We start from the raw sequence: 16,501 nt of genomic DNA, 5'->3' as shown, positions 1-16,501 counted from the left end.
CTTCAACGGTCAGCTTTAAGCACACCTTCTGCGCTAATAACTATCGCTTTAAGCCTGTGCCAGCTTTTTCAATACTCTGGACACAGCGGCAAAACCGAAACTGGCGGTAACCACGGTAACAGCACCAAAACCGCCGCTGCAATCCAGCCGCATACTACTTATCTCGCCGTCTGCGCTCACCTGCGCGGTTTTTTGCTGACAAACGCTGCCATCTGGTTGCGGGTATACCAGTTGCTCGGTTGAAAACACACATTCAATACCAAAGCGGCGTTTTGGGTTACGGCTGTAATTGTAGTCACGCCGCAAGCTGTTACGAACTTTAGCCAGTAGTGGGTCGTTAACGGTTTGGGTGAGATCGGTAATTTGTATTTGTGTCGGATCAGTTTGGCCGCCAGCGCCACCGGTGCTTATTACTTTGATTTTATTACGCTTACAATGCGCCAGCAGTGCTACTTTGGCTTTAATCGAATCAATAGCGTCCACCACATAATTCATATCAGCTGTTATCAGCTCACGCAGGTTGTCGGTAGTGACAAAATCCTCTATCTGATGCACAACACATCGTGGGTTAATGGCGTTAATACGCTGCGCCATCACCGCTACCTTATCCTGCCCTACCGTATCGCTCAGGGCATGCAACTGGCGGTTAATATTGCTAATGCAGACATCATCCAGGTCAATCAGGGTAATTCTGCCAATACCAGAGCGGGCCAAAGCTTCCGCTGCCCAGCTGCCAACACCACCAATGCCGACAACACAAACGTGCGAGTTGCGAAAAGTCTCCAGCGCGGCCACACCATATAACCGGGCAATGCCGGCAAAACGTAATTGATAATCGGACATCTTTATTCGTTAACCTGCTGAGGTAAAATGTAATTTGGCCAGTTCATTTGCCAGGGCTGAGCCCAGTGTGACAGCGCCCCGCTTTGACCAAGTTGCTGATATAAAACGCCTTCTGTCGGCGCCTGTACATACTGATATTCGGTATTGTGCAAACAAAAGCGCAGCGCATAGGCATGCAGATACACCCGGTCTGCCGCTGTGCCCTGATACAACGTATCGCCGGCAATGGCCGCCCCCATACTTTTTAGCGCAACTCTGATTTGGTGGGTTTTGCCACTGTAGGGTTTAACTAAAAATGCCCGAAACGGCAGCTCTGCAAAACCCTGACTAATAAAATAGGTTACAGCCGGGTTTTGCTGGCTGCTAAGCAATTTCCAGGCGCCACGCCGTGCTGATGCCATATCGCCTTTCACCCAGCCCTGCTTTTTTGCCGGCTTGGCTACACTTAGCGCCAGATAATATTTCTCTACCTGGTGCGTGCTAAACAGCTGTGTTAACTGTGCCGCTGCAGCACTGCTGCGGGCCAGCACAATTAGACCCGAGGTCACTTTGTCCAGCCGGTGCACCGGGTACAACTTATAGCCCAGTTGCTGCTGCGCTAAAACCACTAAGCCCGGGCCATCGTCGGAGTGAAAACTAATACCGGCAGCTTTATTCAGCAGCACGAAATCTGCAGTTTCAGCTATCAGTGTAAAAGCGGTGGTCATCAGTTTAGGCTGGCAGCATAAGCGCGGGCATGCTCCAGATCTGCCGGCGTATCCACACCCACTGCCGGCGTTTCCAGTGCAGTATCAACATGAATTGATTCACCATGCCACAGTACCCGCAGTTGCTCCAGGCTTTCAATCTGCTCCAGCGCAGAGGCTGGCCAGTCGATGTAATGCTGAATAAAGGCAGCCCGGTAAGCATAGATACCAATATGGCGGCGATAATGGCTGGCTAATTCAGCCTGAAAAGTGCCGTCACGGTCAAACGGAATAACACTGCGGCTAAAATACAATGCATAACCGTGTTTATCGCTAACCACTTTGACAATATTCGGGTTGGCAATTTCAGCCGCATCCAACAGGGGTACGGCTAATGTCGCCATTTGGGCCTTTTGCTGAGCAGCCAGATTTTGCGCAACCTGGCGAATAATCAACGGCGGAATAAACGGCTCATCACCCTGCACATTTACCACTACCGTATCCGCAGCAAGCTGTAACTTATTGACCACTTCGGCCAGCCGTTCGGTGCCGGAATTATGATCTGCACGTGTCATGCAAACTTCGCCACCAAAGCGCTCTACGTCTGCGGCTACCCGGCTGTCGTCAGTGGCAACAACAACCCGGTGCGCACCACTTTGCAGTGCCTGCTGGTAAACCCGTTCAATCATCGTTTTACCGGCGATATCAGCCAGCGGCTTGCCCGGCAAACGACTGCTGGCGAAACGTGCCGGAATAACCACTATGAACGCCATTGTTCTGCCTCTTCCAATGTCAGTTCACGGGCTTCATCAGCCAGCAATACCGGAATATTATCGCGCACCGGATAGGCCAGGCGGTCAAAGGTACAAATCAGCTGCGGCGAAGCCTGATCATATTTCAGTTTGCCTTTACATAACGGACAGGCCAGAATTTCGGTTAATGCTACTTTAAGTGCCATAACTGCTCCGCAGATTAGTTAAAAGGGTATCTAGTTTTTGTTGTAGTGAGTTATCCAGTGCCGCATCCACGCCAAGGCTAAACCAGTCAGCACGGGCAAAATCGCGACATTTCACAGCATCTTTCTCAGTCATCAGCAGCGGGCCCTGAATATCAGAAAAATCAGCAGCGCTGAATTTATGATGATCAGCAAAATAATGCCGTGCTGTTACAGTAAAACCGGCAGCCAGCGCCGTGCGCTCAAAGCGCTGCGGGTTACCAATTCCAGCTATCAGGGTTACCGGGCCGGGCGTTAAGGTTGCTTCGCTGCACAGCGCTTTTGCTGTTGCGGCTTTTAGCTGCATCACGCCATCGGCCTGAGCATAAGGCAGACTGTTTGCCACGACCAGATTGGCCTGTTTTAAACGCCAGGTGCCTTCACGTAACGGGCCGGCCGGCAATAACTGGCCATTGCCCAAACCCCGGCTGCCATCAATCAGAACAATCTCTGCATCGCGTGCCAACCGGTAATGCTGCAAGCCATCGTCGCTGACTATAATATCAACCTTGGTATTGGCCAGCAGATATTCTGCGGCGGCAACTCTATCTGGGCATACGACTACCGGGCAACCACTACGCTGTGCCAACAACAGCGGCTCATCGCCCACCTCTGCCGCTGCTGCATCCGTTTGCACCAATACAGGTGCTTTGATGTTAGCGCCATAACCACGGCTGACAATGCCGGGTGTCCAGCCTTGATTGCGCAGCGTTTGGCACAGCAATAACGTAAACGGCGTTTTACCGGTGCCGCCAATGCTGATATTGCCGACGACAATAACCGGAGCATTCACTTTTACCTGCTGTTTTATACCCAAGCGAAACAGCGCCCGGCGTAATGCCGTGATAACGCCATACAGCCAGGCCAAAGGCAATAACAACCAATAAGCTTTATGGCCCTGATACCATAGCCGTTCGATAAAGCTCACTGCTGCTCGCCAAACTGCAGTTTATACAGCTGTGCATAAGCGCCGTTTTGTGCCAGTAAGCTGGTGTGATCGCCCTGCTCTACAATACGGCCCTGGTCCATCACAATAATGCTGTCGGCGTTTTCAATAGTGGATAACCGGTGTGCAATCACAATACTGGTGCGGCCTTTTAACAGCTCATTAAGTGCGGCCTGAATTTTACGCTCAGATTCTGTATCCAGCGCTGAGGTGGCTTCATCGAGGATCAGGATCGGCGCTTCGCGTAATAACGCGCGCGCTATGGCGATACGCTGACGCTGGCCACCGGATAAACTGACGCCGTTTTCACCGATAACGGTATTCAGACCATCTTTTAACTGGCTGGCAAATTCCAGCACATGGGCTTTTTCAGCCACGGCAAGTAAGCGCTCTTCAGACACCGGCTCTGTGCAACCATAACTGATATTGTTGGCAATACTGTCGTTAAATAAAGTTACGTGCTGCGACACCACGGCCATCTGCAACCTTAACGAGGCCAGAGTGCAATCGCGAATATTATGTCCGTCAATAAAGATACCGCCGCTGCTGATTTCATAAAAACGCGGTAATAAGCTGGAAATGGTGGTTTTACCGCTGCCGGAGCGGCCAACCAGAGCAATGGTTTTACCGGCTGGCGCACTAAAACTGACATCAAACAGCACTTGTTTGTCATGTCCGGGGTAGCTGAAGTTTACGTTTTCAAAGCGGATTTCACCGCTAACATTGTCTAATACTGCAGTGCCGGTATCCTGCTCTAACGGCTGGTCCAGCACCTCAAATACGCTGTTAGCCGCAGCCAGGCCACGCTGAAATTCACTGTTCACAGTGGTTAGCTGCTTGAGCGGGCGCAGCAACATCATCATAGAGCCAACAATAGTGGTAAATTTACCTGCAGTCAGGCTGTCGAGCATTTCGGGGAAACTGGCCATGTAAATAACAAACGCCAGCGCAAAAGAGGCAATAATCTGAATGGACGACACACTAATAGCGCGGGTGGCCTCCATTTTAACATCCTGGCGCCGGGTCAGGTTATTTACCTTGGCAAAACGTTGCTCTTCAATCTGCTGCCCGCCAAACGACAAAATAACTTTATGGCCGTTTAACATTTGCTCCGAGCAGGTGGTGACTTCACCCATCGCGCCCTGAATATTACGGCTGAGCAAACGAAAGCGTTTCGATACCAGCCGCACGACAATGGCAATAACCGGGGCTATCAGCAGAAAAATAGAAGACAACTGCCAACTGATCCAAAACATCATCACCAACAAGCCGATGACAAAAACACCTTCGCGCAGCAACACCGCTAATGCTTTTGAGGTGGCCTGTTTAATTTGTTCGGTATTGTAGGTCACCTTAGAGATTAACTCACCGGTAGAATGTTGATCATGAAAGCTGACCGGTAAGCGGATATAGTGGCGGAATAACTGGCGGCGCATTTCCTGCACCACATGGGTACCGACCCAGTTAAGGCAGTAGCTGGCGATAAAGTTAAACACGCCGCGTAAAATAAAAATGCCGATTATAAACAACGGGGCATAGCGCAGATAATCGGTGTTTTTCTGGTTAATACCAATATCAATAAAGTCTTCTAACTGAGAGATAAAAAATACGTCCACTAGAGCATAGCCCAACATGCCAAACGCTGCGGCAGCAAACCCCAGCCGGTAAGGTTTTACATAGCTGAGCAAACGACGAAAAGTAGCAGGTGATGTAAACTGAGACGCAGCCAAAGAATAGTTCTCTAAGAAAAATTTTGCTTATTCTAGCGTGTTGTTAGCAAGGTTTCAGCATTTCCCACCGGCTTTTGCAGCCAAAAGGGTATTCTTTGCGCGCGGTATTCACTCAGATGCAGCGCCTGCTCACTAATATCCAGCCTGATAGCGCCGCCATGCGCGGTGTTGTGTAGTGGAATACCCAGCATCTGCAAGCGTTGTTGCACAGCAATGGCCGGATGCTGATGGCGGTTATACAAACTGGCGCTGTTTAACGCCAATTGCGGCGCCAACTGGTGTAAAAAAGTAAAATGGCTGGAACTGCTACTACCATGATGAGACAGCACCAGCACGTTAGCGGTTAACTGCGGATAGCGCGCAATAAGCTGCTGTTCAACCTTGGCACCAATATCGCCTGGTAACAGGATTTGCCAATCATACAGCTGTATTAACAGTACACAGGAGCTATCATTTTTATTGCCGAAATCCCCGCCGGTGGCCAGCATTTGTAACCGGGCCGCTAAATAGTGTTGTGGTATGGCGCTGCAGGGTTGCGCATTATCAATGTGGTCTATATCAGTGTAAATTTGCGCCTGCGGGTAAAACGCTGTGAGCAATTGCCAGTCACCGGTATGATCGCTGTCATCGTGGCTTAAGATTACATAATCCAACTGGCGTACACCGCGCTGGCGCAAATAAGGCAATACCTGCGATGCCGTGGCACTGTGCTGGCCATAACGTGGCCCAACATCATACAACACACCGCGCTGACCATACTGTAGCAACACTGCCAGCCCCTGCCCGACGTCGATCAGATGCAACTGCCACTGAGCAGGCCGGGCAAATGCCAGCACTAATGGCAACACCAGCACAACGCCAAGATAAAGAAACAGGCGTTGGTATGACAATAAATACAGCACACTGGCAATAAGCAGGCTGCAAATCACCAGCCAGTGCTGATCCGGCCAGGCCCACCAGCTGTTGCTTTGTAACGCGCTCCAGTTAAGCCACCACAGCAAGGGCTGAAACAGGGTATCGGTTAACTGCCAAAACAGATTGCTGCCAGGTAGCTGAGCTAATTCAGCCAACAGGCTGAGAAACAACAACGGTATAGCCAGCAAACTGCACCACGGTACCCACAATACATTCGACACCAATGCCAGTACCGAACTGCCGTCAAATAATAACAGGCTCAGTAGCGACATAAATAAGGTCAGGCAAAAGTGAAAACGCAAAAACAGGTAGAATTTACTGCGCCAGTGGTGGGTATAACGCGGTTGCAGCCATAACACGGTAAAAATAACCGCCACGGCAAGCACCGACAGCCAGAAGCTTTTACTCAAGACAAAAAACGGCTGTACCAGCAACAGCCCTGCTGTAAGCAATAGCCAGTAATGGCTGTAACTCAAGCGCCGGTACTGCAACCAGGCCACTACCATCAGCAGTAAGGCAAATGCCGCTCTGATGGTTGGAATAGCAAAACCGGCCAGCCAGGCATAGCCAAATGCCGCCAACAGCGCACCGGTTAACGCTACGCCCTGGCGCCAGGCTAAGTAACGCAGCGGCCAGGGCATAAAACGCAGCACAAAAAAGCTCCAGCCAAACACCAGGCCAATATGCAAACCGGAAATGGCCAGCAAATGCGCTAAACCAGACTGCTGCAACCCGTGCCACAGCGCCGGTGAAAACTGGCGCTGTCCTGTAGTCAGTGCCAGTAATAATGGCGCACTGTTTAGATCTGCGGTGGCATGCTGCAACCGCGCTATCAGCCGCTGGCGCAAAGACACTGAGTGGGGCAGCAATTTCGCCTCAGAATCGGTCATTACTGAACCCTGCGCCAGCACGCCCTGCAGTAAAGCCTGCGCTTCACGGTTAACTCCGGCCGGGTTAGCACTGCCAGCGACCGGCCTTAGCCGTGCATTCAGCTGCCAGCGCTGGCCCTCCTGCAGAAGAACCGGAGGTTGTGACCAATTCAGCTGGATCTGATACCCTGCAGCGGTGCTGTTTTCCAGTTGTAATGTAAATTGGCTATACTCAGCATAGTGTTTTGGTATACCAACAATGCTACCGTGCAGTGGCGCACTGTAGTTCAACAGCTGCAGCTGTTCGGTTTGATAAGCGGCAAACTGGGTTACCCAGCAACAAAAAAAAGCAACCAGCCCCGCACAAAACCGGTAGCGAACCGCAAACAAGAGTATAGTTAGCGGCAGCAGCAAAAATACTGTGAAAAAAGGTGGCACTATTGGCAAAAATAATGACAATAGGCTGCCTGCAAGCACACCGATACAAAAAGATTTCATGTCTGTTTTTTGTGAATAGGTTGTAATGCCAAAGAACTTTATAAAGAAATATTTACCATCGCCAGAAAAAATCAAGCAGCAGAAGCTGCTTAAAATATTTGGCTCGCTGTTACACGATGGTAATTTATGGCACCTGAACCGACGCTCTGCCCGCGGCGCTTTTGCCGTTGGGCTGTTTTTCGCCTGGATGCCAATCCCGTTTCAGATGGTGGCATCTGCAGCTGTTGCAATACCGATGCGGGTGAATTTGCCATTATCGGTAGCGCTGGTGTGGTTAACCAACCCTATTACAATGCCGGTTTTGTTTTACATTAGCTATCTGGTAGGTTGCGTGGTGCTAAGAACGCCGCTGGAGCCTTTCGCTTTTGAAGCCAGCTGGGATTGGCTGGCACACAGTATTCATACTATCGGTAAACCTTTTCTGGCAGGCTGTTTACTGATGGGAATTTGCTCCGCCATTGTTGGCTATTTTGTTATCGACTGGCTATGGCGCTTATCGGTAAGAAAAGCCCAGCTGGGCAAAAAATTAAAACGGAAAAACCAACCACCGCTTTAACGTTGCCCCAGCACCCGCGCAGGTTGTACCTTACTGGCACGCCACGCCGGATAAAGCGTTGCCAGTAAACTCATCACTATTGCCACACCAAAGGTCAGCAACACATCCTGCCACTGTAATAATGACGGTACAAAATTAATAAAATAAATACTTGGGTCCAACAGCGATTTACCCAGCAGGTTCGTTACAAAGGCAAACACCGGCTCAATATAGCTGGCAAGCAATACGCCAACAATTAAGCCTGCTACCGCGCCAATTAAGCCGTTAAGCCAGCCCAGCCACATAAAGGTACGTATAATTACCGCTGGCGACACCCCCATAGTAAGCAAAATGGCAATATCGCCTTCTTTTTCCCGCACTGCCATCACCAGTGTGGCAACGATATTAAAACTGGCTACCGCAATCACCAATGCCAGTACCAGATATAAAATACTGCGTACCATCTGAATGTCCTGATAGACATGGCCCTGGCTGCGAAACCAGTCCAGCAGGTAAACATAATCTTCGGACACCCGGCCAAGCTCACGCGCCATTTGCGGTGCCTGAAAAATATCGTCCAGCCGAAAAGCAAAGCCCTGCACCGTGCCCGGCTCAAAGGCCAGCAATTTCGCCAGCGTGGCCATATCCAGCCAGACATGGCTGTAATCCAGCTGGCCGCCTACAGCAACTATAGCGCTGACGGTCAGGCTGGCAGTGCTGTGGCTGGCCAGGCGGCCATCTTCGGTTAGCTTTGGCAATAGTAACTGTACCTGCTCACCCACACTGACATTCAGCGCATCGGCAATACCCTGCCCCAGCACAATATCGCTTTCTTGCAGAGTATCAAGCTGCCCGGCACTGATATAACTGGCAAAATCACTGATGCCGCGCTCTGAGGTAATATCTATGCCGCGCACTTCTGCCGCTTTAACTTCTGTACCGGCCCTTAGCATGCCGTTACTTTTAATATAAGGTGCTACCGCTTCAACACCGGCAACCTCAGCAAACAGTTGTTGCTTACGTTGCCAGTCGTGCAAGTTATGCTGCACAGCTTCCAGCTCAACATGCGGGATCACCGACAACAAACGCTGTTTCAGTGCCAGCTCAAAGCCATTCATTACCGATAAAGCCAGGATCAGAATAGCCACACCAAGCGCAATGCCCAAAGTAGAACTGGCAGAGATAAAGCGGATAAACCCGCTGCTATGGCGGGTAGAACGATAACGCCGTGCTAACTGCCAGGCCAGACTAGCCATGCGGGTTCTCCAGACGGCCATCGCGCATAGAGACGTGCCGGTCCAGCCGGGCAGCCAGTGCCAAATCATGGGTAACAACAATAAAACTGGTACCAAGCTCGCGGTTTAACGTGCGCAGTAACTGATAAATACTCTCGGCAGTATGCTGATCCAGATTACCGGTCGGTTCATCCGCCAATACCAGTGCCGGCTCACCCACTAACGCTCTGGCAATAGCAACACGCTGGCGCTCACCACCGCTGAGTTCTGCCGGTTTATGGTGGCTGCGGTGTGACAAGCCTACCCGCTCCAGCATCACGTTGGCGCGCTGATTAGCAGCAGTGGCAGATAAACCGCGGATCAGCAATGGCATAGCAACGTTTTCTAATGCAGTAAAATCCATCAGCAAGTGATGAAACTGGTAAATAAAACCCAGCTGGCCATTACGCAAAGCTGCTTTTTGCGGCGATGTCATCCGGGCTACATCCTGACCTAACAAACTTAAGCTGCCGCTGTCGGCCTGATCCAAAGTACCCAAAATATGCAGTAAGGTGCTTTTACCTGAGCCAGAGCTGCCAACAATTGCCAGCATATCGCCACGTTTAATAGTTAAATCAATACCATGCAGTACTTCAGTAACCTGCTGACCGTCACGGTAACTTTTGCACAATTGTGTTGCCGTTAATACATTACTCATCGCGTAAAATGTCCGCCGGATTTATTGCTACAGCGCGTTTTGCCGGATACCACACTGCCATCAGTGTCAAAGCCAGTGCACTTAGCAAAATTAACAAGATTTGTTCTAGCTGAATATCTATCGGCAACTCTACGCCCGGAGCCACCGATAAACCGAGCATATGTAGTATTGGGTTTAGCTGCCAGCATAACAACACACCAGCAACGGCGCCGCTTACAGCACCGGCCAGGCCGTTACTGATCCCCTGCACAGCAAAGACGGTAAACAACTGACGATCTGTCATGCCCAGGGTTTTTAAAATGGCAATTTCAGCTTGTTTGTCAGTTACCATCATCACCAGAGCAGAGACAATATTAAACGCTGCTACCGCAACAATCAGCAGCAACATCAGCCACATCATGGCTTTTTCCATCGCCACGGCAGCAAATAATTTGCCATGGCTTTGTCGCCAGTCCTGCACTTTTAAACCGGATTCTGCCGCCAGTTGCCCACCCAGTGTAGGTGCGGCAAAGGGCTCTTTGAGGGTAACACGCCATTGCTGATCTTTGCCTGCGGCACTTAATAACCGGGTTAAATCATCCAGTGATGTTACTGCAATCAGCTTATCGACATCGGAGCCGGTTTCCAGAATGCCCGCCACGGTAAACAACCTCTGGCGCGGCACCCAGCCCATCGGCGTATAGCTGCCGGCCTGCGGCAACATAAAACGCACCGGGTCGCCCACAGATACTTCCAGTTGCTCGGCCAGGCCACGCCCCAGCACTACCCCGTAACGCTGCGACGCAAAATCCTGCCAGTCGCCAACCAGCAACGCCTGCTGCATAAATGCCGGTAAAGCATCGGTTGTTACGCCTTGTAACAACACAGCCGTTAACTGCCTGGGCGATTGCACCAGCGCTTCTGCCTGTAAAAACGGGTTAATCTGTAGCACCGCAGAGCCAGCCATCAGGCGTTGTTGCCAATCTTGCGGACTGTCTGCCGGCGTAGTCACCACCAGATGCGGAATCACACCGAGAATACGTTTTTTCAGCTCGCCCTCAAAACCGTTCATTACCGAGCTGACAATAGTCAGCGCCATCACGCCTAAAAAGATCCCGGCGACGGAAAATAACGTAATGAAAGAGATAAAGGCATTACCCTTTCGGCTCTGGCTATAACGTAAGCCGATTAATAAACTGACTGGTAACTGCATCCTAATATTCAGGACAATGCCCACGTTAGATGGTAAAGTGGCGTCGATCATAGAGATTATTGCCTGTCGTGACAAGCAGCTTGCAAAGGTATTGCCATGAGTGATTTCACATTACAGCAGTTAGATGATGCCTATCAGGATTACTTCAGCATTGAACATGCAATCAGCATCAATGCCCGGCCGCTGGATATTGCCTTACCCGATGCAGCTGCATTGCAAAATGCGATCCCGGCGCCGTTTTTAATGGCCTCTGAAGCCAGCAATTTGAATAACTCAGCATTACGCTCATTAAACCGCTTAGGTGAGCTGGCTGAAGAATTAGCACTTTATTTGCAACAACAGGCACGTAAAATAGATTTGCTGCTGCAATACGTACTGCAACAGCAAGACAGCAATAGCCAGCGTTATTCTACCCTGAGTTACGGCGGCAGCGGTTGCAGCTTTTTAGCCGATATTGCACTGCAGCCCATGCAAGTACTTGAACTGAAAATATTTCTGGATAATAACGATGGCGCGGTATTTTGCTATGGCCAGGTACTCAGCTCTGAGCCGGCAGACGGCCAATGGCAGATAAAAGTGGTGTTTAACCGTATTCGTGAAGAAGACCGCGAACTGATCGTACGCGCCAGCCTGCATCAGCAATCGCGTTTACTAAAACAAAAAGCAGAGCAGCGTCAACGGCAAGACACCTGAAAACGCTGTCAGCACTGTAACTCTATTTCATTTTTTGTAAGGCTTCGTCGTTTTAATGGATCTGATCTCTTCTCTGCCACAGCTTAAACATGCCCAGGATCAGCTACACTGGGGCAATTTACAAGGCGCCGCCCTGCCACTGGCACTGGCACAATTAATTACACAACAACCCGCATTGTACCTGTTGGTTGTACCGGACACGCCAACCGCATTAAAACTGGAGCAGGAACTGGGCGTGTTTTATCAGCAGCAAGACTGCCCGCTGCTTACGCTGCCCGATTGGGAAACCCTGCCTTACGACATATTTTCGCCGCATCAGGATATCGTATCGCAGCGGCTAAAAACGCTGTATCAGTTACCGCGGCTGACGCATGGTTTGGTGATAGTGCCGGTTAGCACACTGCTGTTACGTATTTGCCACCGTGATTTTCTCGAACAAAACAGTTTTCTGATTAAAAAAGGCCAGCAGGCGGATTTAGCCGCGTTAAAACGCCAACTGGCGGCTGTCGGTTATCGCAGTGTTGAACAGGTGATGGAGCACGGCGAGTTTTCAGCCCGCGGTTCAATATTAGATTTATACCCGATGGGTGCCAACGTCCCCTATCGCATCGACTTTTTTGACAACGACGTAGATGGTATTCGTACCTTTGACCCGGATAACCAGCGCAGCCTGCAAGCCGTAGAAGCTATAGAATTGTTGCCAGCACGCGAGTTTCCAACCGATCAGGCTGCAATAGAACGCTTTCGCATAGCGTACCGTGAACGCTTTAACGCCAGAAACGAAAAAGAGTCGCTATACCAGCAGGTTAGCCAGGGCATGTTGCCGGCGGGTATTGAATATTACCTGCCGCTATTTACCGAAAAAACTGCCACGTTATTTGATTATTTGCCAGCGAACAGCCGCTGCCTGCTACTGGGAGATACCGAGCACAGCGCCGATAAATTCTGGCAGGAGCTAAAGCGCCGCTTTGACGACCGCGCCATTGATCTACTGCGGCCAATACTGCCACCAGCACAGCTGTATCTGAGTACCGACCAGCTGTTTGCCAGCTTAAAAAGCTATGGCCGTATCCGGTTAAGTATTGCACCACTGCCCGCCAAAGCCGGTAGCGCCAATGCAGCAGCAGAAACCCTGCCCGATTTAAGCGTGAATCACCAGCTGAAAAACCCACTGCAGGCCTTGCAAGAGTTTATTCTGCAGTTAAAGCAGCAACAGGGCCAACTGGTATTTTTTGTTGAAAGCGAAGGCCGACGCGAAAGCCTGCTGCAACTGCTGCACAAAGCCGGCGTGCATGTATCGCAATTTGATGATCTCAATGCCTTTAGCCGCAGCAGCGACGATTTAGGCATAGTGGTAGGCGCATTGGAGCAAGGCGTATTGCTGCGCCGGGCTAAACCACTGGCGCTGGTAAGCGAAAACGAGCTGTTTGGCCAAAAGATTAGCCAGCGCCGGCGGCGTAAACGCAGCCAGCAGGTATCCAGCGATACCGTTATCCGCAATCTGGCCGAGCTGAGCATTGGCCAGCCGGTAGTACACTTACAACACGGTATTGGCCGTTATCAGGGCTTGCAGCTGCTTGACGCCGCCGGTATCAGTGCCGAATTTGTTACCATTGAATATGCCAGCAGCAGCAAGTTGTATGTACCTGTTACCTCTTTACATTTGCTCAGCCGCTACAGTGGTAGTGATGCCGAGCATGCACCGCTGCATAAACTGGGTAATGACACCTGGGAAAAATCCCGCCGTAAAGCCGCCGAAAAAGTACGTGATGTGGCTGCAGAGTTACTCGATGTTTATGCTCAGCGTGCTGCGCATAAAGGCTACGCCTTTGCTTTAGATGAACAGCAATACCTGTCTTTTGCTGACAGCTTCCCGTTTGAGGAAACCGCCGATCAGCAAGATGCCATTGATGCCGTGCTGCGCGATATGCAAAGCCCGCAACCGATGGACCGGCTGGTATGTGGTGATGTTGGTTTTGGTAAAACCGAAGTGGCTATGCGTGGTGCCTTCGTGGCGGTGAATGACGGCAAACAGGTAGCTATTCTGGTGCCTACTACACTGCTGGCGCAGCAGCACTTTGAAAACTTTAAAGACCGTTTTGCTAATTGGCCGGTTCGGGTAGAGGTATTATCACGCTTTGTCAGCGCCAAAGAGCAAAAAGCCATTCTGGCAGATGTGGAAAATGGCAAAGTGGATATTCTGATTGGCACCCACAAATTGTTGCAGGATGACATAAAACTGCATGATCTGGGTCTGCTGATTGTCGATGAAGAGCACCGCTTTGGCGTACGCCAGAAAGAAAAAATCAAAGCACTGCGTGCAGATATCGATATTCTTACGCTAACGGCAACGCCTATTCCGCGTACGCTGAATATGTCGATGTCGGGTATGCGGGATTTATCTATTATTGCCACGCCACCGGCGCGGCGCCTGGCAGTAAAAACCTTTGTGCGCCAGTACGAAAGCGGCTTGATCCGGGAAGCAGTAATGCGCGAAATTTTGCGCGGCGGCCAGGTGTATTTTCTGCATAACGACGTAGCCAGCATTGAAAAAGCCGCTGCCGATTTAGCCGAGCTACTGCCAGAGGCGCTGATCGGTATCGCACATGGCCAGATGCGTGAGCGCGAGCTTGAACAAATTATGTCTGATTTTTACCATCAGCGCTTTAACGTCTTACTCTGCTCTACCATTATTGAAACCGGTATCGACGTGCCTACCGCCAATACCATAATCATTAACCGGGCGGATAATTTCGGCCTGGCACAGTTGCATCAGCTGCGGGGCCGGGTTGGACGCTCACACCACCAGGCTTATGCCTATTTACTCACACCACCACCAAAACGCTTAACCAAAGACGCCGAAAAACGCCTGGAGGCAATCGCCAGCCTGGAAGATTTAGGCGCCGGTTTCGCGCTGGCCACACATGACCTGGAAATTCGTGGTGCCGGTGAGCTGCTGGGTGACGAGCAAAGCGGCCAGATTGAATCTGTGGGCTTCAGCTTGTATATGGATATGCTGGAACAAGCCGTTAATGCGCTAAAAAATGGCCGTGAGCCCAGCCTGGATGCCATGTTAAGCCAGCAAACCGAGATTGAGCTGCGTATCCCGGCCTTATTGCCAGACAGCTACATACCCGATGTAAACCTGCGGTTATCCTGCTATAAAAAGCTGGCATCTGCCCGCAGCACCGACGAACTGGATGAAGTACAGGTAGAACTGATTGACCGCTTCGGTTTACTGCCCGATGCGGCAAAAAATCTGGTAGCATTGTCTGAATTTAAGCTGCAGGCAGAGCAACTCGGTATTCGCCGCATTGAAGCCAATAATAAAGGCGGTGTGATAGAATTCAGCGACAGAACCGCCGTATCACCCGGTTATATTATCGAACTTATCCAAAAGCAGTCGCGCATCTTCAAGCTTGAAGGCGGCCAGAAACTGCGGTTTAGTATTAATACAGATGACAGCAAAGCGCGTTTAAGCTTAATAGAAAACATGCTGTCTGACTTTGCCCGACATAAGGTAAGCAAATGATTAAAGCCCTGAAGTATTGCCTGTTAAGCAGTGTTTTACTAACTAGCCCGCTAAGCGCTCAGCAACAACGCTGGTTTGAGGTGGAAATGCTGGTGTTCAGCCAGACACCCGGTGCAACGATACAGGAAACCTTTGGCGACAGCGTCAAAGCGATTAAACCCGGCCGCGCTTATGATTTGTTAACCCCGCGCTATCAGCCAGACATCGCCAATTTACTGTCTGAACTGCCGCTGTGCCCACAGGATACCGGCTTTGCCAGCGAATTTAAGCTAATGCCGCTGCGCTCACAGACAATGTGTATTTTTGAGCCGCAAGTAAAACCGTGGCAACAATACAACCTGTTTCAACCACGTAATACCATTAATAAAGTAGCCTATCCGTTACAGCTGCCAGCCGTTATTACCGGCCGTGGCGAGCATCAGAATACTCCTTATCTGGCTGATGACAGCGCCCTGCAGCTGCGCGATATTGCCCAAAAAATTAATCGTCAGGCCGGCATGTCACTGCTGCTGCATACCAGTTGGCGCCAGGCACCGGTAACAGAGCGGCGCGCCATAGCCAGCCGCTGGTTTGCCGGAAAAAACTTCTCGCAACAATTCGACTACTGGAGCCAGCCACGCAATTTGCTTGTAGCAACTGCTGATACCGCGCTAACCAGCAACACGCCAACCTATTCCATGACCGACACCGGTAGCGATACCCAACTGCTAAGCCAAATTGATACATTGCTACAACAACTTAGCGCTAACAGCCAGCTACCGCCACCTCCGGGTGAGCAACTGCCAGCCATTGCGCCAGAGCAACAAAGCCTCAGTAGCTTACCGGATCAGGTGTGGCAGCTTGATGGCTTATTTAAGCTGCATCTGGATCACTATTTATTTGTTAACACCGAATTTAATCTGCGTATTCCGTCGGCAGATAAGTTAAACACCGTTTATGTGCGGCAAAGCCGGCGGGTGATCAGCGGTGAGATACATTATCTGGACCACCCTCACCTGGGTATTATTCTGCAGATCCGCCGGTTTGATCCTCCAGCTGCGGAATAATGCCAGGCAAACGGGCCTCTGTAGTAAAAAAATTGCTACAAATGTATTGCTAAAGCAGGCGTAAATGCCTAAGCTTGCGCCCGTATTACA

14 protein-coding genes are annotated in these 16,501 nt (G+C 50.6%); 4 read left to right on the top strand and 10 right to left on the bottom strand.

The window, feature by feature from the left end; translation table 11 throughout:
• Window positions 1-48: 48 nt before the first annotated feature.
• The 7 genes from tcdA to AR688_RS07350 are packed head-to-tail and all read right to left on the bottom strand — an operon-like array spanning window position 49 to window position 7,442.
• Window positions 49-843: a tRNA cyclic N6-threonylcarbamoyladenosine(37) synthase TcdA gene (tcdA, locus tag AR688_RS07380; protein WP_068231424.1), complete on the bottom strand. Its 795-nt coding sequence runs from the start codon at window positions 841-843 to the stop codon at window positions 49-51.
• 2 nt (window positions 844-845) lie between these two features.
• On the bottom strand, window positions 846-1,550 hold the full coding sequence (locus AR688_RS07375; protein WP_068231423.1) for a TIGR01621 family pseudouridine synthase: 705 nt from the start codon (window positions 1,548-1,550) through the stop codon (window positions 846-848).
• Window positions 1,550-2,302 carry a 3-deoxy-manno-octulosonate cytidylyltransferase gene (kdsB, locus tag AR688_RS07370; protein ID WP_068231422.1) on the bottom strand — a complete coding sequence of 251 codons (753 nt, stop codon included), beginning with the start codon at window positions 2,300-2,302 and terminating at the stop codon, window positions 1,550-1,552. Before kdsB ends, AR688_RS07375 begins: the two co-directional genes overlap by 1 nt.
• Window positions 2,290-2,487: a Trm112 family protein gene (locus AR688_RS07365; protein ID WP_068231421.1), complete on the bottom strand. Its 198-nt coding sequence runs from the start codon at window positions 2,485-2,487 to the stop codon at window positions 2,290-2,292. The genes kdsB and AR688_RS07365 overlap by 13 nt, the downstream gene beginning before the upstream one ends.
• The gene (gene lpxK / locus AR688_RS07360; protein ID WP_068231418.1) at window positions 2,477-3,451 is read right to left on the bottom strand and encodes a tetraacyldisaccharide 4'-kinase; all 975 of its coding nucleotides are present in this window, start codon (window positions 3,449-3,451) and stop codon (window positions 2,477-2,479) included. The genes AR688_RS07365 and lpxK overlap by 11 nt, the downstream gene beginning before the upstream one ends.
• On the bottom strand, window positions 3,448-5,199 hold the full coding sequence (gene msbA, locus AR688_RS07355) for a lipid A export permease/ATP-binding protein MsbA (protein WP_068231415.1): 1,752 nt from the start codon (window positions 5,197-5,199) through the stop codon (window positions 3,448-3,450). The genes lpxK and msbA overlap by 4 nt, the downstream gene beginning before the upstream one ends.
• 32 nt (window positions 5,200-5,231) lie before the next feature.
• Entirely contained in the window at window positions 5,232-7,442 is a 2,211-nt protein-coding gene (locus AR688_RS07350; RefSeq protein ID WP_197412159.1) for a DNA internalization-related competence protein ComEC/Rec2, read from the bottom strand.
• A gap of 64 nt (window positions 7,443-7,506) precedes the next feature.
• Here AR688_RS07350 and AR688_RS07345 point away from each other — a divergent pair, with 64 nt between their 5' ends.
• Window positions 7,507-8,037 (top strand): DUF2062 domain-containing protein, encoded by a 531-nt coding sequence (locus tag AR688_RS07345; RefSeq protein ID WP_068231410.1) that lies wholly within the window; start codon window positions 7,507-7,509, stop codon window positions 8,035-8,037.
• Here the strand turns inward: AR688_RS07345 and AR688_RS07340 are convergent.
• From AR688_RS07340 to AR688_RS07330, 3 genes are read right to left on the bottom strand one after another with little or no spacing between them, the layout of a single operon-like run.
• Window positions 8,034-9,272 carry a lipoprotein-releasing ABC transporter permease subunit gene (locus AR688_RS07340; RefSeq protein ID WP_068231407.1) on the bottom strand — a complete coding sequence of 413 codons (1,239 nt, stop codon included), beginning with the start codon at window positions 9,270-9,272 and terminating at the stop codon, window positions 8,034-8,036. The genes AR688_RS07345 and AR688_RS07340 overlap by 4 nt on opposite strands.
• Window positions 9,265-9,948, bottom strand: a complete 684-nt coding sequence (lolD, locus tag AR688_RS07335; RefSeq protein WP_068231405.1) for a lipoprotein-releasing ABC transporter ATP-binding protein LolD — start codon at window positions 9,946-9,948, stop codon at window positions 9,265-9,267. The genes AR688_RS07340 and lolD overlap by 8 nt, the downstream gene beginning before the upstream one ends.
• Window positions 9,941-11,191 carry a lipoprotein-releasing ABC transporter permease subunit gene (locus AR688_RS07330; RefSeq protein WP_231732015.1) on the bottom strand — a complete coding sequence of 417 codons (1,251 nt, stop codon included), beginning with the start codon at window positions 11,189-11,191 and terminating at the stop codon, window positions 9,941-9,943. The genes lolD and AR688_RS07330 overlap by 8 nt, the downstream gene beginning before the upstream one ends.
• A gap of 45 nt (window positions 11,192-11,236) precedes the next feature.
• Here AR688_RS07330 and AR688_RS07325 point away from each other — a divergent pair, with 45 nt between their 5' ends.
• From AR688_RS07325 to AR688_RS07315, 3 genes are read left to right on the top strand one after another with little or no spacing between them, the layout of a single operon-like run.
• Window positions 11,237-11,833 carry a PilZ domain-containing protein gene (locus AR688_RS07325; protein ID WP_068231403.1) on the top strand — a complete coding sequence of 199 codons (597 nt, stop codon included), beginning with the start codon at window positions 11,237-11,239 and terminating at the stop codon, window positions 11,831-11,833.
• A 55-nt stretch (window positions 11,834-11,888) separates the two neighbouring features.
• Window positions 11,889-15,365, top strand: coding sequence for a transcription-repair coupling factor (gene mfd, locus AR688_RS07320; RefSeq protein WP_068231400.1), 3,477 nt, complete (start codon window positions 11,889-11,891; stop codon window positions 15,363-15,365).
• Window positions 15,362-16,411 carry a CsiV family protein gene (locus AR688_RS07315; protein WP_068231397.1) on the top strand — a complete coding sequence of 350 codons (1,050 nt, stop codon included), beginning with the start codon at window positions 15,362-15,364 and terminating at the stop codon, window positions 16,409-16,411. Before mfd ends, AR688_RS07315 begins: the two co-directional genes overlap by 4 nt.
• Window positions 16,412-16,501: the final 90 nt, after the last annotated feature.

This window comes from Rheinheimera sp. EpRS3, assembly GCF_001513785.1.
Classification (GTDB): domain Bacteria; phylum Pseudomonadota; class Gammaproteobacteria; order Enterobacterales; family Alteromonadaceae; genus Alishewanella.
Note: the sequence above shows the minus strand (reverse complement) of the source record. Positions and strands in the feature narration are given on the sequence as shown.